This is a genomic window from Bordetella sp. N (genome assembly GCF_001433395.1).
GTDB lineage: Bacteria > Pseudomonadota > Gammaproteobacteria > Burkholderiales > Burkholderiaceae_B > Bordetella_C.
This window is the reverse complement of record NZ_CP013111.1, coordinates 3,817,441-3,835,869: the sequence shown is the minus strand read 5'-3', so window position 1 is coordinate 3,835,869 and position 18,429 is coordinate 3,817,441. Positions and strand designations below refer to the sequence as shown.

The following is an 18,429-nucleotide window of genomic DNA, read 5'->3' as shown; positions in this document are numbered from 1 at the left end:
GGGGCAGTAAGGAAGGGGCAGTACCTGAGCAGTCGTACTGAGAACACGCTGAAAACAACGGTGTCACTATGCAGGCCTTGTTGAACCATCTGCCTTCGATCAGCTTTCTGTGGCCCAGAATGCTGTGGCTGCAGTTGCTCGTGCCGGTGCTGGCCTTGCTGTTCGTCTTGCACGAGCGCCGTCGGCGGCGGCTTGCTGCCGCGCGGCAGAATACGCTCAAGATCGCGGGGCTGACCGTGCAGGGCGTGTCCGGCTGGCGCCGTCACACGCCGCCCGTGCTGATGCTGCTGGCGCTGGCGGCCTTCCTGTTCGCGGTCGCGCGTCCCCAGGCGATGATGAAACTGCCTTCGCGCATCCAGACCGTGGTGCTGGCGATGGACACGTCGGGCAGCATGCGGGCGCAGGACATCAAGCCGGACAGGATGCACGCCGCGCGCGAGGCGGCCAAGCTGTTCCTGGCGGACCAGCCCGTTGGCGTCAGCGTGGGGCTGGTGTCGGTGGCCGGCACGGCGTCGGTCGCGCAGCGTCCCACCCGCAAGAAGGATGATGTGATCGCGGCGCTGGATCGCCTGCAGCCGCAGCGCGGCACGGCGCTGGGCAACGGTCTTATCATCGCCCTGGCTACGTTGCTGCCCAAGGGCGAGATCGATGTGGACGGCTTCATCCGTGAGCAGGCGCAGCAGGAAGCCAAGGCCAAGGAGGCCAAGTCCGGCAACGGCAAGCCGCAGGCTGGCGCGCGTGCCGACGGTGGCAACCGTCCTGCGTCTGCCAACGGCGCGAACAGCAGGGAAGGGGGGAGTATCCCGTCCGGCGCGGCGGGGGCCAAGGCGGGCAGCGCCGACGGCAAGTCGGTGGCGCCTGGATCGGACCGGTCCGTCGCCATCGTGTTGCTGTCCGACGGCGACAGCAATACGGGACCGCAAGTGCTGGAGGCGGCGCGGGTGGCGGCCGACCACGGCGTGCGGGTCTACACCGTCGGCGTCGGTACGCCTGAGGGCGTGGTGATTTCCGTCGAGGGCTGGTCGGCGCGGGTGCGGCTGGAAGAGCAGGCCTTGAAGCAGGTCGCGGACATGACCAATGCCGAGTATTTTCGTGCGCAGGACGCGGAGGGTATGAAACGCGTGTACCAGACGTTGAGCGCGCGGCTGTCTTTCGACAAGACCGACCTGGTGGAGATATCGGCCTTGTTCGCGGCCTTGGGCGCGTTGCTGACCGCCTGCGCGGCGCTGCTGTCGCTGTGGTGGTATGGCAGGGTGCTTTAGGCGGAGAGGTCTCGCGCATGGCGCTTGCTGTGCCTGGCTAAACGTCGCTGTCTTGCGGCGTGGCTAGCCAAGGAGACGATCATGGCATCGCGATTTCGCTGGAAACGATTGATGCGCCGGGCGTGGCCTGTGCTACTGCCTTCCCTGTTGGGCCTGGCGGGCGCCGCGGGCGCGGTGAACGTCCGCGCGCAGGGCGGCGGGGGGCCGGTGCAGGTGGCTCAGTTGCCGGAAGGGGGCAAGGATGGGCCGTCGAAGCCTCCTGAACCGGGCGCCGCCAACCCGTCGGGATCGGGCGCGGTGAGGCCAGGCGAGCGCCGTAACGCCACGCCACCGCCGCCTCCGGCCCCAAAGCCGGATACGCGGCGCCCCTCAGATCCGCCGCCCCGCAATCCCGGCCCGGCGCAACCCGTGCCGCCGATCCCGGCACCTCAGGTGCCGAACAGAACGGATTATCGGCCATAGGTCACCTGCGGCCTTGGGGCACAAAGCGACGGCTGGCTGGCCTCAGTGCAGGATCTGGCTGAGGAACAGCTTGGTGCGCTCGTTTTGCGGATTGTCGAAGAACGCGTCGGGCGTGTTTTCTTCGATGATCTCGCCCCGGTCCATGAAGATGACCCGGTTGGCCACTTTGCGCGCGAATCCCATTTCGTGAGTCACGCACAGCATGGTCATACCGCTCTCCTGGGCCAGGGTCACCATCACGTCCAGCACTTCCTTGACCATTTCCGGATCCAGGGCCGAGGTCGGCTCGTCGAACAGCATGACCTTGGGGTTCATGCACAGCGAACGGGCGATAGCCACGCGCTGTTGCTGGCCGCCCGACAATTGGCCCGGAAATTTCTTGGCCTGATCCGGAATACGTACGCGTTCCAGGTACTTCATGGCGGTGGCTTCGGCTTCAGCCTTGGATTTTTTCAAAACCCAGACCGGCCCCAGGGTCAGGTTTTCCAGCACCGTCAGGTGGGGGAACAGATTGAAGTGCTGGAACACCATGCCGACTTCGCGGCGGATGGTTTCGATGTTCTTCAGGTCATTGGTCAGCTCGGTGCCGTCGACCACGATCTGGCCCTGCTGGTGTTCTTCCAGGCGGTTGATGCAGCGAATCATGGTCGACTTGCCCGAACCCGACGGGCCGCAGATCACGATGCGTTCGCCCTGTGCGACATCCAGATTGACGTTGCGCAGGACGTGGAACTGGCCGTACCACTTGTTCACGTGCTGCAGGCGGATGATGGCATTGGACATGCCGGTACTCCTGTATTTGAAGCCGGACGCGGTGCGCCCGGCGGGATTCTTGTTAACGCGCGTGGCCGGTGGCGAGACGCTTTTCCAATGCCTGGCTGTACTTGGACATCGCGTAGCAGAAGATGAAGTAGATCAGCGAGATGAACAGATAGGCTTCCACGCCGAAGCCGCGCCAGGCGGCGTCCGACAGCGCGGCCTTGGCCGCCAGGGTCAGGTCGAAGATGCCGATGATCACCACCAGCGACGTGTCCTTGAACAGGCCGATGAAGATGCTGACCAGGGGCGGGATGACGATCTTCAGCGCCTGCGGAAGAATGATCTTGCGCATCTGCTGCCAGTAGGTCAGGCCCAGGGAATCGGCGCCTTCGTACTGGCCCTTGGGTATCGCCTGCAGGCCGCCGCGCACGGTTTCGGCGATGTAGGCGGCCGCGAACAGGATGATGGCGATCTGCGCGCGCAGCAGCTTGTCGATGGAAAAACCTTCCGGCAGGAACAGGGGCAGCATCACCGACGACATGAACAGCAGGCTGATCAGCGGCACGCCGCGCACCAGTTCGATGTACACGACGCACATGGCCTTGATCGCCGGCATCTTCGAGCGCCGGCCCAGCGCCAGCAGCACCCCGATGGGGAAGGCGAAGGCAATGCCGAAGGTGGCCAGGATCAGGGTCAGCGGCAGGCCGCCCCAGCGGCCGTCTTCCACCGGTGTCAGGCCCAGCACGCCGCCCCACATCAGCACGGCCACCGCCACCAGGCCCACCGTCCAGATGACGAACAGGGACTGGTTCCAGAAGCGGCGCATGCCGCTCATGACGATCACCGCGATCAGGATGAGGGTGGCGAGCAAGGGGCGCCACTGCTCGTCGAAGGGGTACGTGCCGAACAGGATCAGCCGATGTTTTTCAACGATGAAGGCCCAGCAGGCGCCCCCGGCTGCCCGGCATTCCTGGGCGTTGGCGGCATGCAGGCTGGACTTCACGAAAGCCCATTCCACGATGGCGGGAAGCGCCATCAGCACCAGCCAGGCCAGGATCACCGTCAGCAGGATATTGCCGGGCGAGGAGAAGAGACGCGTGCGCAACCAGACCCACACGCCGGATTGCGGCGTGGGCGGCGGCAGGTCGGCGGCGCGGGACGATATCGAGGAATTCATATCAACGCTCCACCAGCGCGATGCGCTTGTTGTACCAGTTCATGAAGATCGAGATGGACAGGCTGACGGTCAGATAGGCCGCCATGATGATGAGGATGCCTTCGATGGCCTGGCCGGTCTGGTTCAAGGTGGTGTTGATGACCGACACGATGTCCGGATAGCCGATGGCCACCGCCAGCGAGCTGTTCTTGGTCAGATTCAGGTACTGGCTGGTCATCGGGGGGATGATCACGCGCAAGGCTTGGGGCAGCACCACCAGGCGCAGCACCAGGCCGCGGCGCAGGCCCAGCGAACTGGCGGCTTCCGTCTGGCCGTTATTGACCGCCTGGATGCCGGAGCGAACGACTTCGGCGATGAAGGCCGAGGTATAGATCGTCAGGCCTGCCAGCAGGGCCGCGAATTCCGGGCTCAGGGTCAGGCCGCCCTGGAAGTTGAAGCCCTTCAGTACCGGCATGTCCAGGGTCAGCGATGCGCCACTGAGCAGCCAGCCGATGACCGGCAGGCCGATCACCAGTCCCAGCGCGGCGCGGCCCAGGGGAAACATCTTGCCCGTGGCTTCCTGGCGCTTGCCGGCCCAGCGGTACAGGACGACGATGGCGACCAGGGCCAGCGCGAAGGCCCACAGCATCCACTCCAGGGCATCGCCTTGCAGGGCCGGCAGCTTCAGCCCGCGATTGGAAATGAAGACGCCGGGCAGGGGGTGATGGGCCTGGCGCGGCGCGGGCATGTTCTCCGTGATGATCGCGTACCAGAAGAACAGCTGGATCAGCAGCGGCACATTGCGCATGACCTCGACGTAGATCGAGGCCAGGCGACCGATCAGCCAGTTCTTCGACAGGCGCGCGATACCGATCAATACGCCCAGTGCAGTAGCCAGCACCAGCGCGATCAGGGCCACGCGCAAGGTATTGACCAGGCCGACCACGATAGCGCGGCCGTACGTGTTGGCCGGACCGTATTCGATCAGGCTCTCACCGATAGCGAAGCCGGCTTCGCGGGTCAGGAAGCCAAAGCCGGTGGCGATGTTCCGGGCGGCCAGGTTGTGCAGCGTGTTGCTGACCAGGAACCAGATGACCAGGGCGACCGCGCTGACGGCCAGCACCTGGTAGACCACGGCGCGCAGGCCGGGATCGTTCCAGGACAGCCGGCGCGGCGGCCGCTGCGGCGTGGCCGCAATGGATTGCGTGGAGGACTGACTCACGGTTCAAGCCGCCATCAGTTTGCCGACTGCCACGGCCAATCGGTCCATGCCTTGTTCGATGGTCTCGGTCGATGTGGCGAACGAGAAGCGGACGTAGGGCGACAGGCCGTACGAACCGCCGTCGATGACGGCCACGCCGGCTTCGCGCAGGAAGAACAGGCTGACGTCGAGGTCGTTCTTCAGTTCACCGGCCGGACCCTGGCGGCCGATCAGACCGCCGACGTTGGCGTAGACGTAGAAGGCGCCATCGGGCGTGGCGCAGGAGATGCCGGGGATGTCGTTCAGGCGGCGCACGATCAGGTCGCGGCGTTGCTTGAAGATCGCCACCATCTGACCCACGCTGGCCTGGTCGCCTTCGAGGGCAGCCTGGGCGGCGGCCTGCGAGATGGCGCTGGCGCAGCTGGTGCTTTGCGAAATCACGGTGCTCATGGCCTTGATCAGCTCGGCGGGGCCGGCGCCGTAGCCGACGCGCCAGCCGGTCATGGCATAGGCCTTGGACATGCCGTTGACCACCAGGGTGCGCGCTTGCAGCTTGGGCTCGACCTGCACCGGCGACGCGAACGGCTCGCCGCTGTAGCAGAATGGCGCGTAGATTTCGTCGCTGAGGATCCAGACCTGCGGATGACGCAGCAGGACTTCGGTCAGGCCGCGCATTTCGGCCTGGCTGTAGACGGCGCCGCTGGGATTGCTGGGCGAGTTCAGGATCAGCCAGCGCGTGCGCGGGGTGATGGCGGCTTCCAGGCTGGCGGGCGTCAGCTTGAATTGCTGCGATTCAGGGCATTGAACGACGACCGGCTTGCCTTCGGCCAGCAACACCATGTCGGGATAGGACACCCAGAACGGCGCCGGTACGATGACTTCGTCACCTGCCTCCAGGCTGGCGGTCAGCGCGGCGCCGATGATCTGCTTGGCGCCGGCGCCGACGGCGATCTGGTCCAGACCGTACTGCGCGCCCAGGCTGTCGGCCAGGTACTTGACGATGGCTTTGCGCAGGCCCAGCGTGCCGTTCGGGCTGGTGTAGCGGATGTCGCCGCGCGCGATGGCTTCCTGGCCGGCCCGCGCGATGTGCTCGGGCGTATTCATGTCGGGCTCGCCCAGCGTGAAGTCGGCGATCTCGCGGCCTTCGCGGCGGAGTTCATCCACGACGATCTTGGCGGCCATGCTGGGGGAGGGTTTGATCTGTTTCAGGCGGGCGTTGACGATGCTGTTCATGGCGATGCGGGGGAAGGTAAGGCGATGCGCCCGGACGGATCCGGGCGTGGGCAAAACGGAAATGGCCGCCCGTTTGCGCGGGCGGCCATGATGGGGATGCTTAACGGACGGGCCAGCCATACATGAGGCCGCCCTGGGTCCACAGGCGGTTCAGGCCGCGCTCCAGTTTCAGGGGGCTGTCCTTGCCCATGGCGCGGTCATAGCTTTCGCCGTAGTTGCCGACCTGCTTGATGATGTTGTAGGCCCACTTGTCGTCCACGCCCAGGTTCTTGCCCATGCCCGGGGTCACGCCCAGGATGCGTTGCACGTTGGGGTTGGTGCTCTTGAGCATTTCGTCGACGTTCTTCGACGTGATGCCATATTCCTCGGCTTCGAGCATGGCGTTCAGGGTCCAGCGCAGCAGGTTGAACCATTGCTCGTCACCCTGGCGCACCATGGGGCCCAGCGGTTCCTTGGACAGGTTTTCCGGCAGGATCTCCCACTCGTCGGGCTTGGCCAGGCGGGTGCGCATGTTGGCGGCGGTGTTGGACTTGTCGTTGGTGTAGGCGTCGCAGCGGCCCGATTCCAGCAGACGGAAGTTCTCGTCGTAGTTCTCGACCAGGACCGGCTTGAAGCTGATCTTGTTGGCGCGGAAGTAGTCGGCCAGGTTCAATTCGGTGGTGGTGCCGGGCTGCACGCAGATGGTGGCGCCGTCGAGGTCCTTGATGCTCTTGGCGCCGAGCGACTTCTTCACCAGCACGCCTTGCGCGTCATAGAAGTTCACGCCCACGCCGATCAGGCCCAGAGTGGTGTCGCGTGCCAGGGTGAGGGTGGTGTTGCGGGACAGCATGTCGATTTCACCGGACTGCAGCGCGGTGAATTTGGACTGGGCCGTCAGCACATTGCCCTTGACCTTGGATGCGTCGCCGAACATGGCGGCGGCGACGGCGCGGCACATGTCCACGTCCAGGCCGGTCCATTCCCCTTTGCTGTCGAGCACCGAAAAGCCCGGAATACCGGCGAACCCGCACTGCACGAAGCCTTTTTTCTTGACGTTGTCGAAGGTCGTGCCGGCATGGGCGGCGCCCGCGACGCACAGCAAACCTGCCGCCAGGGCGGTGCTCAGAAACTTACGCATGGAACTGTTCTCCCGAGGAGGAATAGATACTGCTTAGTTGTATGACAGGTGGTCGGACTGGAGGCGCGCCTGACTGACGACGCGTTTGTCGTTGCCCTGGCGGCGCCCGTACGACGGGCTGAGGCGCAAAAAAGGGGAGTGCCGGTCGTTGCGGCACACTCCCCTGGTATTGCTCGCTCATCATTTATATGATGGCAGCCATCATACAGGTTTGTAATCAGGAATTACCCGAATTCCAGTTGAAGGGCCGGTTGGGCCCCCCGAGGATCAGCCGCGCTGGTCGGCGGGTTGGGACAACAATTTACGGTAGCGGGCGATGCTGTCGCCCAGGTGGCGCGACATGGCGGCGCGCGCGGCGCCGGGGTCGCGCCGCATGATGGCGGTGAGGATTGCCTCGTGCTCCACCGCGTTGCGGGCTTCGTAGGCGGCCAGCTCTTCCGGCGTCTTGCCGCCGTGCTTGATGTTCAGGTCGAGCATCACGTCTCGGACGGCGGCCTGCAGCAGGGCGGCGAAGTGCGGGTTGTTGGAGGCCCGCGCGATGGCGATATGGAATTCGTAGTCGGCCTTGACGGCGGCGGCCATGTCTTGCGAGGCGCGGTTGAAATCGTCGAAGGCCTCGACGATGGCGCTGAGTTCGGCGGCGGAACGACGCTCCGCCGCCAGTCCACAGGCCTCGATTTCCAGGCCGGCGCGCAATTCCATGATGTGCAGCGCCCAGCGGGCGTCGGTGACCGTGGGTTCGACCACGAAGTCGATGGGTTTTTCGCGGTCTTCCGTCACGAAGACCCCGATGCCAGGCTTGCTCACCAACTGCCCGCTAAGGCGCATGGAAGCTACCGCCTCGCGCACGACGGTGCGGCTGACCTGGAATTCCTCGCACAGCGCCTGCTCGGAGGGCAGCTTGTCCCCCGAACGGTAGGTACGCTCTTGAAGTCGCTTGCTCAGCGCTTCGATGACGACGTCCGTCAGGCGCGAGCGTGGGCGGGAGGTTTTTTCCATTGGCGGTGTTTCTGGCGCGTCGCTCGTGGCGGGCGCTTGGGGGGTGATGAGGGGGCGGACAGGGTAGGCCGGGCGGTTTGCAAGGGAGATAATAACGCCAGGTACTGTATGACAACATACAGGTCTACCCGGACTTGCTGCAAAGGCGCGACGCGCGCCAACGAAAAAGGCCGTCCCAAGGGACGGCCTTCACGCCACGAAAGAACCCCGGCCCCTCGGGGACACCGCGGAGCCGGGTCCCCCGGTCCGCTGGTGTCGCCCCCTGGGGGGCCGCGCTCCGCGCGGTAGGGGGGGGCTCTTTACTGCGGGCCCAATTTCTTGATCAAAGCGCCCAGCATTTCTTCTTCTTCACCGGTCAGATCCGTCAGCGGTGCGCGCACGGGGCCCGCGTCGTGGCCGACCAGCTTGGCGCCGGCCTTGACGATGCTGACGGCGTAGCCGGCCTTGCGGTTGCGGATGTCCAGGTACGGCAGGAAGAAGTCGTCGATCAGCTTGTCGCAGGCGGCGAGGTTGCCGCTCGACAGGGCCTTGTAGAAGTCCATCGCGGTCTTCGGGATGAAGTTGAACACGGCCGACGAGTAGACCGGCACGCCCAGCGCGCGGTAGGCGGCGGCGTAGACTTCAGCCGTGGGCAGGCCGCCCAGGTACGAGAAGCGGTCGCCCAGCTTGCGGCGAATGGTGACCATGGCTTCGATGTCGCCGACGCCATCCTTGAAACCGATCAGGTTGGGGCACTTGTCGGCCAGGCGCTGCAGTTGCGGCGCGCCCAGGCGCGAGTTGGCGCGGTTGTAGACGATGACGCCGATCTTGACCGACTTGCAAACCTGTTCGACGTGGGCCGCGATACCGTCCTGCGACGCTTCGGTCAGGTAGTGCGGCAGCAGCAGCACGCCCTTGGCGCCTTGGCGCTCGGCTTCCTGCGCGTATTGGATGGCGGTGCGGGTGGGGCCACCGGCGCCGGCCAGGATCGGCACCTTGCCTTGGCAGGTTTGCACGGCGGTGCGGATGACGTCCGAATATTCCTGCGGGGCCAGCGAGAAGAACTCGCCCGTGCCGCCGGCGGCGAACAGGGCCGTGGCGCCATAGGGGGCCAGCCACTCCAGGCGGGCAGCGTACGACTTGGCGTTGAAATCACCGTTCTTGTCGAAGTCGGTGACCGGGAAGGACAGCAGGCCGTCCGAGACGATGGTTTTGAGTTCCTGCGGCGTGGTCATGATGGAGTCCGTCTGGAAATGATTGAAGAAGGAGTCGTGGTCTGGAATTCGGATCTTCAGGCCAGGCTGGCTGGAGATCCGCGGGCTGCTTCGGACCCGGTGGGGCCCGCCCTGTATTCGGCATCAATGGGCTGTTCGCTCAGTGATGTATGTCATCGTACAACATACTTGGGCGGAAGAAAACCGCTAAATCTTCTTTCGCCGCCGGACATCCGTTTCCGTTGCTGGAATGGGACGTCCGGCGGGGCCTTGCGGATGCCGTGGCTTAGGCGGCCGGGGTCAGCTTGCCGTCCACCAGGCGCGTCAGGCCCAGGGGATTGGCTTGCTTGATCCAGTCAGGCAGCAGCGCGTCCGGCAGGTTCTGGTAGCTGACGGGGCGCAGGAAACGGCGAATGGCGGTGGCGCCGACCGACGTGGTGGCCGCATTCGATGTGGCCGGGAACGGGCCGCCGTGGACCATGGCGTGGCTCACTTCAACACCGGTGGGATAGCCGTTGGCCAGGATGCGGCCGGCCTTGCGTTCCAGGATGGGCAGCAGGGCGCGGGCATCGGCTTCATCGGCGCCGTCGACGAACAGGGTGGCCGTCAATTGGCCTTCCAGGTGCTCGGCGACTTCCTTCACCTGCGCCAGGTCCTTGCACGCCACCACCAGGGAGGCGGGACCGAACACTTCCGCTTCCAGCTCGCGGTGGCCCAGGAAGCGCTCGGCGTCGGTGCCGAACACCACGGCGCCGGCGGCGCTGGCGGCCGGGTTGGACGCGGCGCCACGGCCCAGGGTCGTGACGCAGGCGTTACCGGCCAGCGCGGCTTCGCCTTCGGCGTAGGCCGAGAAGATCCCCGGGGTCAGCATGGTGGCTGCGCCCTTGGCTTCGACGGCCTTGGCGGCGGCCTGGCGGAAGCGCTCCAGGTCCGGGCCTTCGATGCCGATCACCAGGCCGGGGTTGGTGCAGAACTGGCCGACGCCCATCACCAGGGAGTCGACGAAGCCTTGAGCGATGGTGTCGGCGCGTGCCTTCAGCGCGGCGGGCAGCAGGAAGACCGGGTTGATGCTCGACATCTCGGCGTAGACCGGGATCGGTTCCGGGCGGGCATTGGCCGCGGCCAACAGGGCCAGGCCGCCACGGCGCGAGCCGGTGAAGCCGATGGCCTTGACGGCGGGATGCTCGGCCAGCGCGGTGCCGATTTCATTGCCGGCGCCGAACAGCAGCGAGAACACGCCTTCCGGCAGGCCATGCTTGGCCACGGCTTGCTGGATGGCGTGGCCGACCATTTCGGCGGTGCCGGGGTGGGCGTTGTGGGCCTTGACGATGACCGGGCAACCCGCGGCCAGGGCGGAGGCGGTGTCGCCGCCAGCCACCGAGAAGGCCAGCGGGAAGTTGCTGGCACCGAATACCACGACGGGGCCCAGCGGCACATTGGCCAGGCGCAGGTCGATGCGCGGCAGCGGCTGGCGCTCCGGCTGGGCGGGGTCGATGGTGGCGTCGAGGAAGTAGCCGTCGCGCACCACGCGCGCGAACAGGCGCAGCTGGCCGACGGTGCGGCCGCGCTCGCCCTGCAGGCGGGCCAGGGGCAGGCCCGTTTCCAGATGCGTGCGCTCGATCAGCGCGTCACCCAGCGCCAGGATGTTCTCGGCGATGGTTTCCAGGAACTGCGCGCGGGTTTCCAGCGGAACATTGCGGTAGACGTCGAAAGCGGCCTGGGCCAGGGTGGCGGCGCGGTCCACGTCAGCACGGGTGCCCGCGGGGAAAGCGGGCTCCAGCTTGACGCCGCGAGCCGGGTCGATGGCGTGCAGGTCGCGGCCGGTGCCGCGCACGGCCGATGCGCCGATCAACATGGATCCGGTGAGGTTCATGCATATCTCCGAGATGAGAACTCGCGCCGGCAGGGGCCGGCGCGAGTGGGGGAATGGGGAAGGACGACGCCCGGGGTAGCCGGACGGTGGCGTCTACGGGGCAAGGGCCAGCGGCCGGTTGCCTCGTATGTCATCGTACAACAATGATGGGCGGCGCTCAATCCACCTTTCTCGTACTACGGGGGATCTCCGCTCGGAGTCGCGGCGGCGTTCAGAGCAGGAACAGCGCGGCCATGGCGACGCAGGTCGGCGCCAGCGCGCCCAGGAACAGGCCGCCCACGCTGACGGATTCGTCGCGGAAATTGCCGCGCAGCAGGGACACCCCGGCGGGGTTGGGCGCGTTGGCGATGACGGTCAGGCCGCCGCCGGCGACGGCGCCGGCGACCAGCATGTACTTGGCCTGGTCGGAAATGCCTTCGATCAGCGAGCCCAGGTAGGTCAGGGCGGCGTTGTCGGTGATGGCCGTCAGGGCGGTGGCGCTGAAGAACAGCACCTTGGGTTCCAGCGCGCTGACGATGGGTTGCAGCCACCATTGCTGCATGCCGCCCAGCACCACCAGGCCGGCCAGGAAGAAGCCGACCAGCAGGGCCTCGCGGATGATCAGGCGGTCCTGGCTCTTCTGATAAGCCTGGGTGTAGCCGATGAAGAACAGGAACAGGCCCATGAAAATGATGGGATGGTGCGCCATGAGCACGACCGCTGCCAGGAAGACCAGATGGACGACGATGGCCGTGCCGGACACGCGGTTGACCTTGGCCTGGCCGCCGAGGGTATCGGTAGACTGCAGATGCGTGCGCAGGAGCAGGGTGGCCAGGGTGCCGTTGATCACGACGGCTAGGGCGGCCTTCCAGCCGAAGTGCTGGAGCATGAATGCCGTATCCCAGCCCCAGGTCTGCGCGACGATCAGCACCGGCGGCGCGGCGTAGGACGTCAAGGTGCCGCCGATGGAGATGTTGACGAACAGCACGCCCAGTGCGACGTACTTGAGCCGTTCCGGCATGTTCCTGTGGAAAACCTGGGGGGCCAGCATGAGCGCGGCGATGGTCATGGCGGCCGGTTCCGTGACCAGGGAGCCGAGCAGCGGCACCACGCTCAGGCACAGCCAGGCCTTCGCGGTGGCGTTGCGGACGGGCAGCCAGCGCGCGACGGTATCGACGCCGCGCATCACCGCCGTCAGCACGGGCAGCGAGGCGGCGATGACCATCACCACGAATACGAAAGCGGGTTCCGTGTAGTTGCGGGTTTCCGCATACCTGAGCGCGTCCGCGCCGCCATTCACGAGGGCCATGAACACGAGCAGGATGCCGGCCCAGAAGCCGAAGACCACCTCGACTTCGCCGAGCAGGTGCAGCAGGCCGCTATGGCGCTCGCTCTTGTGCGCCGCCTTGAGAAACAAGGGCGCGCAGAAGGTATGGAGCAGCGCGACCGCGAAAAGCGCGGCCGCAATGAGGTTGATTGTCGGCACCCGGTGATTCCTTTTTTCTTCCTGAGGCGCAGCGCGCATTGCTAGCGCGTCCGCGAGCGGCGAGAAAGTGTACCAGTGGGCGCTTTTACGCTGACGCGTGATTTTTTACGCTTCCGGTGATATTTCCAAAAGCCGCCGAGGTCGGTGATAGCTGAGGAAAAGCAGACCAGATTCCCGCGGCAAGGGGATGCCTAGAAATAGGTTTCCCGCTGCTCGCGCAGAAACGGACGATCTATTTGAGCGCCAAGCGACTCGATGTCTTTTTCGTCGACCCCAGAATTGGCGAAATGGGCTTTCCATTTCGCCACCACGCCGCAGACCTTCTTTATCGCGACGATGGCAGCACCGCGATCCAGGCCAAATTGGCGGCATTCGGACAATGCGTTGTCGATGGTCGAGTCGGCTCCATTGATCCCGACTCGCATCTGCTGATATCCCAATGCCTGTCCTGAGGGCAGCACGTCGAATGAAGGGGAGAGCGCGTATTCGCCGCTGTCAGTCATCAAGAGCGCATGGTTCTTCTCATGATCGTCGGTATTGTCTACCAGGATATTGAAAACCATGCGACGAAACAGTTCGTGCATTTCCGCCTGGTTCTGACCTGCTTGCGTAACGCCTCGCCGGCGCAGTAGCTGCGCTAATTCCGGATATCCGAGTTCTTCTCCAGCCGCGCGCAGCGCGACATTGGCTGAGAGCGCGTGCACTCGCATGTCGGCGATTCGGTCAAAGCGCTGCACCGCCACTGCGTGGCCACGTCGCAGGCGCACCGGAAATGTCCGAGCGACCTTGATGTCTGCCTGGGCGGCAAGCGTCATCGTGGCATGTTCGACCAAAGGCATATCAATGGTTTCGCCAGGCTCGGAAAATTTCAACACCCACGCGCGATTTTCCATGGCAAGGAGGGCCTTGGGGCGGGCTCCGCCCATGGTCACCCCCGGAGCGATAAGACGGCGTTGTGGCTCCGAAAGGGGTTCACCTGCCAGAACTCGATGTATCAGCCGTTCCAACTCGTCTACATCGGCCAGTTGGGGCAGCGGGCCAATGTCTCGTGCGACGTATTGATCGGCGGATACCGAAACGCCTAGCGCTCCAAAGCGTTCGTCTCCGGCGAAAAATAGGAAGTCCAGAATGGATAGCCTGGGGGGCTTGTCCAGGAGTCGGATAACGCGCTCGCCCCAACGGTCTGGCCGGGCATCGTCCACCGCGCCGGCCGCCGTTTCTCGCGTACGGGGAAGCTGCTCCCCGGTGATCAATGGAAGGTCCTCGCTCAACGCAAACCCGGACTGAAGCCACTCATCCCCGTATGTGAGTGACACACCTTTGACGGTACGAGCGATGCGCAGTTCGCCGATCATGCGGGGGGCCGCGGGCTTTCCCAGCCACCACAAGTACATGGAGTCATTGGGCTGGTACTGCTTCAGGTCGAAGGCAATCATGATTTGTCTTCTCCATCGGGATTGGACGCCACTTCGGTCTGGTCCGTACCCTTGCCATATAGGGACGCGCGCTTCCGGACTGAGCGTGCCATGGCTATACGGACATCTTGCTCGAGCGCTCCCTTGTCATGCTCCGGCGCGGCAAGTTCGGCCAGGGCCTCGGAACGTCCAATCAGCCATAAGGCAGTCGCATAGACTCCCATGGACACGGTGGGATCGCCCCGTTCCATTCTCGCCAAGGTGGGTTCAGATATGCCTATGCGCGCCGCCCATGACTTCATCGGCTCACGCCGTCTTTTGCGGGCGATGCTCAAGCCTTCCCCCAGTGCCCGCAAGTTGGCGCGCACAGCGGCGGGAAGAGAGTCCGCAACGGATGAGCTTTTTGACATGCGTTATATATTATCAAAAAAACGATAATACAAACATATATGTTTGCTCAGGGTTGTGGTGCTGCATCTGATCGTCCGTGCCGGCACACTCGATCGTCGACACTCCCGCCGCCGGGATTACAGACCCTATTTGCGTGGCCGGACCACCGCTCCCGTGCGGGAGTTCGTGGTGGCGCCGTCGCGCCAGGCCAGGGTGCCATTGACCAGCACGCACTGGATGCCTTGCGCCTGCCGGGTCGGCGACGACCACGTGGCCGTGTCGGCGATGGTGTCGGGATCGAACACGACCACGTCGGCGTAGTGGCCGGTCTTGAGCAGGCCACGCTGGGGCAGACGGAAATAATCGGCCGTCATGCCGGTCATCTTGTGGACCGCCTCTTCCAGGGTGAATAACTGCATGTCGCGGCAGTAATAGCCCAGCACGCGCGGGAACGTGCCCCACAAACGCGGATGCGGCGCCGGGTCGTGCGGCATGCCGTCGGAACCGATCATGGTGCCAGGGTAGGCGAGGATGCGCTCGACGTCGCGCTCGTCCATGATGAAGTAGATGGCGCCGGCGGGCTGCAAGGCGTCGACAGCCTCTTCCTGCGTCACGCCCATGTCTTCCGCGATCTTGTCCAGGTCCCAGCCGGCGTATTGCGGCAGCGGCCCCGACTTGGACACGATGACCCGGCTGGACACGGCCAGGCGGTCCTTGCGCAGGATGGTCGACCCGGCCACGTAGGGGTAGGCATCCAGGCGCACAGGCTGGCGCTCGGCGGCCGCGGCGATGTGGGCCAGGGTCTGCACCGAACGGCCGTGATTCTTCGGACCTATCAGTTTGTGATGCGACACCAGCACCGGCGCCTGGCCGGCGGCGCCCACGGCAAAGGCCTCGTCCAGGGCCGCGAAGATGTTGTCGGCTTCGTCGCGGATATGGCTGGCATAGATGCCGCCATGCTCACGCAGCACTTGCGCCACGCCCATCAACTCTTCCGTCGTGGCCGGCATGGCGGTGGGATAGGCGGTGCCCGTGGACAGGCCGATGGCGCCAGCCTGCATGGCTTCCCGCAGCAGGTCCTGCATATGGGTGATTTCGGCGTCGTTGGCCGGGCGGTTCAGATCGTCCATGGCCGCCGCGCGCAGGGAGGTATGACCCACCAGGCAGGCTGCATTGACCGCGGCCGGATGGCGCTCCAGATTCTCCAGATAGGCGCCGAAGGTGGCGAAAGGAAAATCCGCGGTGTCCGTGCTCAGCAGGTTGATCGGCGCCGGGACCTCCTGGCGCTTGCCGGGCAGCCACGGCGCCTGGCTCAAGCCGCAGTTGCCGGTGATGACCGTAGTGACGCCCTGGCTCAGCTTGGCCGGCATGCCGGGATCCACGATCAGATACCGGTCATCGTGCGTGTGCGAATCGATGAAGCCCGGCGCGACCACTTGCCCACCCGCATCGATGACCTGCTCGGCCGTGGCGCCGGCCAGGTCGCCGATGGCGGCGATGCGCTGGTCCTTGATGGCAAGGTCGGCGGCGTAACGGGGCGCGCCCGAACCGTCGACGAGCGTGCCGCCACGGATGATGATGTCGTAATGAGGCTGAGCGGAGCGGGTCATGGCTATCCAGAATAAAAAGCGCCGTCGGGACGGGGACTTTGCAAAGTCCCTGATGTCGGCGACGGCGCGGGCGGCATTGAATCGGTCGGCGGAGGCGTCGCGATCTTCGCTATGTGGGGATCAGTCGACGTGGACGTCGGCTTCCTTGATCACCTTGGCCCAGACGGGGCGCTCTTCATGGGCGATGTCGAACAGGGCCTGGCGCGGCTTGATCGTCGGCACGTAGGCCAGGGTCTTCAGCTTGGCCTGCACTTCGGGGTCGCCCAGCGCCTTGTTGAAGGCGGCGTTCAGCCAGTCGAGGATCTTGGGATCGGTGCCGGCGGGGGCCACGTAGCCGGTCCAGGCGACTGCCTTGTAGCCCTTCAGGCCCAGTTCATCCAGGGTCGGCAGATTGGGCAACAGGGGATCACGGGTCGCACCGGTCACGGCCAGCGGAATCACCTTGCCCTGGTCCATGAAGGACGAGATCGACGAAATGTTGTCGAACACCAGATCGGCTTCGCCGCGCAGCACGGCGAGGTCGGCCTCGACGCCGCCCTTGTAGGGCACGTGCATCATCTTCACGCCGGCCATGGTGCCGAACATCGCCGCGCTCAGGTGGCCCGTGGTGCCGTTGCCGCCGGAGGAGAACACCAGCTTGCCCGGATCCTTCTTGCCCAGCGCGATCAGCTCGTCGACAGTCTTCACGCCCAGGCTGGGGCGCACGGCCAGCACGTTCTGCACGGAACCCGTCAGGGCCACGGGCGCCAACTGCTTGTCGGCGTCATAAGGCAGCTTGGAGTACAGCGACTGGTTGATCGCCAGGGTCGCGACGTTGGCGAAGGCCAGCGTGTAGCCGTCGGCCGGCTGATTGGCGACGTATTGGGTGCCGATGATGCCGGACGCGCCCACCTTGTTCTGCACGACGAAATTGCCGCCGGTGTTCTTGCTGACCACGGAAGCCAGCAGGCGGGTCACGATGTCCGGCGTGGTGCCCGTGTTGAAGGGCACGACGATGGTGACCGGACGCTCGGGATACTCGGCGTGCGCGGCCAGGGGCAGGGCGGCGGCGGTGACGACACAACCGGCGGTGAACAGCCGCGCGGCGCGGCCCATGAACGAAGACGACATGATGGATTCCTTCCTTGGACTGTTATAGAAATTCTGGGTTGGCGCGCCCCCTACGAGTGGCGCGCTTGAAACTACGGAATGTGCTGCGAAAAAAAGCGGAACGACAGGGTTAGTGCGAAATTCGCGGATATGGCTTCAATGGGGCTTTCAGTCGGCCTCCCCCGCGATGCGCGTCAACAGTGGCAGGTCGATGTTGCCGCCCGACAGGACAATGACGCTGTCCTTGCCTTGCGTGGAAATATGGCCTGCCAGCAAGGCCGCCAGGGCGACCGCGCCGCCGGGCTCGACCACCAGGCGCAGTTCGTCCAGCGCGAAACGGATCGCCGCTTCGACTTCCTTGTCGGTCACGGCCACGGCACTGTTCAGGCGGCGGCTGTTGATCGCCCAGGGCAGCTCGGCCGGAATGGCGGCCATCAGCGCGTCGCTCAAGGTTTCCGCGCCGGGGGCGTTCGGCACACGCTTGCCTTCGGCCAGCGAGTGCACGGTATCGTCATAGCCGGCCGGTTCGGCCGCCACCTGGCGCGCATGCGGCGCCAGCGCTTGCAGGGCCAGGGCGCAGCCGGCAGCCATTCCGCCACCGCCGCAGGGCGTGGCGAACAGGCCCAGGTTTTCCAGGGCCGCGGGCGGCAGGTCGCGCAGGGCTTCCAGCGCCAGCGTACCTTGGGCGGCCAGTACGTCCGGGTGGTCGCCCGGCGGCACCAGGGTGGCGCCGGTTTCTTCCAGCAGGCGCATGCCTATGGTTTCGCGGCTTTCGCGGGTACGGTCGTACTGCACCACCTGGGCGCCGTGGCGACGCGCTTTTTCCACTTTGTTGGCGGGCGCGTCGACCGGCATCACGATGGTGGCGGGGATGCCCAGGGTGCGCGCGGCCCAGGCCACGGCCTGGCCATGGTTGCCCGTCGAATAGGCCACGACACCACGGGCACGGTCGGCGGGAGCAAGATTGAGCAGGGCATTGAAGGCGCCACGGGCCTTGAACGAGCCGGTGATCTGCAGGTTTTCCAGCTTCAGCCAGACCGGGCCGCCCGCCAGTTCGTCCAGCTTGGGCGAACGCAGCAGCGCGGTGCGGCGCACGTAGGGGGCGATGCGGTCGGCGGCGGCCAGCACATCCTCATAACCGGGCACGCGCAGGGTGCCCAGCATTTCATGTTCGATGGTGGCGGGAAGAGTCGTCAGATTCATGA

The 18,429-nt window shown here is 65.3% G+C and carries 14 protein-coding genes; 1 reads left to right on the top strand and 13 read right to left on the bottom strand.

The genetic code is table 11. From position 1 onward, the window contains the following. Positions 1 to 68 precede the first annotated feature (68 nt). Positions 69 to 1,262 carry a VWA domain-containing protein gene (locus ASB57_RS16375; RefSeq protein WP_057653184.1) on the top strand — a complete coding sequence of 398 codons (1,194 nt, stop codon included), beginning with the start codon at positions 69 to 71 and terminating at the stop codon, positions 1,260 to 1,262. Positions 1,263 to 1,766: 504 nt separating this feature from the next. On the opposite strand, the gene ASB57_RS16370 is transcribed toward ASB57_RS16375, so the two are convergent. The 13 genes from ASB57_RS16370 to ASB57_RS16305 all read right to left on the bottom strand — a co-directional run bounded on the left by ASB57_RS16370 (position 1,767) and on the right by ASB57_RS16305 (position 18,427). After that, positions 1,767 to 2,507 (bottom strand): amino acid ABC transporter ATP-binding protein, encoded by a 741-nt coding sequence (locus ASB57_RS16370; RefSeq protein WP_057653183.1) that lies wholly within the window; start codon positions 2,505 to 2,507, stop codon positions 1,767 to 1,769. Between the two features lie 52 nt (positions 2,508 to 2,559). Further along, positions 2,560 to 3,660, bottom strand: a complete 1,101-nt coding sequence (locus ASB57_RS16365; RefSeq protein WP_057653182.1) for an amino acid ABC transporter permease — start codon at positions 3,658 to 3,660, stop codon at positions 2,560 to 2,562. Between the two features lies 1 nt (position 3,661). After that, entirely contained in the window at positions 3,662 to 4,837 is a 1,176-nt protein-coding gene (locus ASB57_RS16360; RefSeq protein WP_156414399.1) for an amino acid ABC transporter permease, read from the bottom strand. A gap of 27 nt (positions 4,838 to 4,864) precedes the next feature. Further along, complete coding sequence (locus tag ASB57_RS16355; protein WP_057656205.1) at positions 4,865 to 6,073, bottom strand: aminotransferase class I/II-fold pyridoxal phosphate-dependent enzyme; 1,209 nt, start codon at positions 6,071 to 6,073, stop codon at positions 4,865 to 4,867. Positions 6,074 to 6,173: 100 nt separating this feature from the next. Continuing rightward, entirely contained in the window at positions 6,174 to 7,190 is a 1,017-nt protein-coding gene (locus tag ASB57_RS16350) for an amino acid ABC transporter substrate-binding protein (protein WP_057653180.1), read from the bottom strand. A gap of 267 nt (positions 7,191 to 7,457) precedes the next feature. Continuing rightward, a complete protein-coding gene (locus ASB57_RS16345; RefSeq protein WP_057653179.1) occupies positions 7,458 to 8,189 on the bottom strand; it encodes a FadR/GntR family transcriptional regulator in 732 nt (243 codons plus the stop codon). 299 nt (positions 8,190 to 8,488) lie between these two features. Then, positions 8,489 to 9,403 (bottom strand): 5-dehydro-4-deoxyglucarate dehydratase, encoded by a 915-nt coding sequence (kdgD, locus tag ASB57_RS16340; RefSeq protein WP_057653178.1) that lies wholly within the window; start codon positions 9,401 to 9,403, stop codon positions 8,489 to 8,491. A gap of 265 nt (positions 9,404 to 9,668) precedes the next feature. Then, entirely contained in the window at positions 9,669 to 11,255 is a 1,587-nt protein-coding gene (locus tag ASB57_RS16335) for an aldehyde dehydrogenase (NADP(+)) (RefSeq protein ID WP_057653177.1), read from the bottom strand. Positions 11,256 to 11,466: 211 nt separating this feature from the next. Next, the gene (locus tag ASB57_RS16330) at positions 11,467 to 12,720 is read right to left on the bottom strand and encodes a putative Na+/H+ antiporter (RefSeq protein WP_369822701.1); all 1,254 of its coding nucleotides are present in this window, start codon (positions 12,718 to 12,720) and stop codon (positions 11,467 to 11,469) included. 191 nt (positions 12,721 to 12,911) lie between these two features. Then, positions 12,912 to 14,156: a type II toxin-antitoxin system HipA family toxin gene (locus ASB57_RS16325; protein WP_057653175.1), complete on the bottom strand. Its 1,245-nt coding sequence runs from the start codon at positions 14,154 to 14,156 to the stop codon at positions 12,912 to 12,914. Positions 14,157 to 14,671: 515 nt separating this feature from the next. Further along, the gene (locus tag ASB57_RS16315) at positions 14,672 to 16,135 is read right to left on the bottom strand and encodes an amidohydrolase family protein (RefSeq protein WP_057653173.1); all 1,464 of its coding nucleotides are present in this window, start codon (positions 16,133 to 16,135) and stop codon (positions 14,672 to 14,674) included. A 120-nt stretch (positions 16,136 to 16,255) separates the two neighbouring features. Then, a complete protein-coding gene (locus ASB57_RS16310) occupies positions 16,256 to 17,245 on the bottom strand; it encodes a tripartite tricarboxylate transporter substrate binding protein (protein ID WP_231755172.1) in 990 nt (329 codons plus the stop codon). A gap of 147 nt (positions 17,246 to 17,392) precedes the next feature. Then, positions 17,393 to 18,427 carry a threonine/serine dehydratase gene (locus ASB57_RS16305; protein ID WP_082621653.1) on the bottom strand — a complete coding sequence of 345 codons (1,035 nt, stop codon included), beginning with the start codon at positions 18,425 to 18,427 and terminating at the stop codon, positions 17,393 to 17,395. Positions 18,428 to 18,429: the final 2 nt, after the last annotated feature.

Coding starts and splice junctions, on each gene's coding strand:
- ASB57_RS16375 (WP_057653184.1), top strand. CDS start 69: ATGCAGGCCTTGTTGAACCATCTGCCTTCGATCAGCTTTCTGTGGCCC.
- ASB57_RS16370 (WP_057653183.1), bottom strand. CDS start 2,507: ATGTCCAATGCCATCATCCGCCTGCAGCACGTGAACAAGTGGTACGGC.
- ASB57_RS16365 (WP_057653182.1), bottom strand. CDS start 3,660: ATGAATTCCTCGATATCGTCCCGCGCCGCCGACCTGCCGCCGCCCACG.
- ASB57_RS16355 (WP_057656205.1), bottom strand. CDS start 6,073: ATGAACAGCATCGTCAACGCCCGCCTGAAACAGATCAAACCCTCCCCC.
- ASB57_RS16350 (WP_057653180.1), bottom strand. CDS start 7,190: ATGCGTAAGTTTCTGAGCACCGCCCTGGCGGCAGGTTTGCTGTGCGTC.
- ASB57_RS16345 (WP_057653179.1), bottom strand. CDS start 8,189: ATGGAAAAAACCTCCCGCCCACGCTCGCGCCTGACGGACGTCGTCATC.
- kdgD (WP_057653178.1), bottom strand. CDS start 9,403: ATGACCACGCCGCAGGAACTCAAAACCATCGTCTCGGACGGCCTGCTG.
- ASB57_RS16335 (WP_057653177.1), bottom strand. CDS start 11,255: ATGAACCTCACCGGATCCATGTTGATCGGCGCATCGGCCGTGCGCGGC.
- ASB57_RS16325 (WP_057653175.1), bottom strand. CDS start 14,156: ATGATTGCCTTCGACCTGAAGCAGTACCAGCCCAATGACTCCATGTAC.
- ASB57_RS16315 (WP_057653173.1), bottom strand. CDS start 16,135: ATGACCCGCTCCGCTCAGCCTCATTACGACATCATCATCCGTGGCGGC.
- ASB57_RS16310 (WP_231755172.1), bottom strand. CDS start 17,245: ATGTCGTCTTCGTTCATGGGCCGCGCCGCGCGGCTGTTCACCGCCGGT.
- ASB57_RS16305 (WP_082621653.1), bottom strand. CDS start 18,427: ATGAATCTGACGACTCTTCCCGCCACCATCGAACATGAAATGCTGGGC.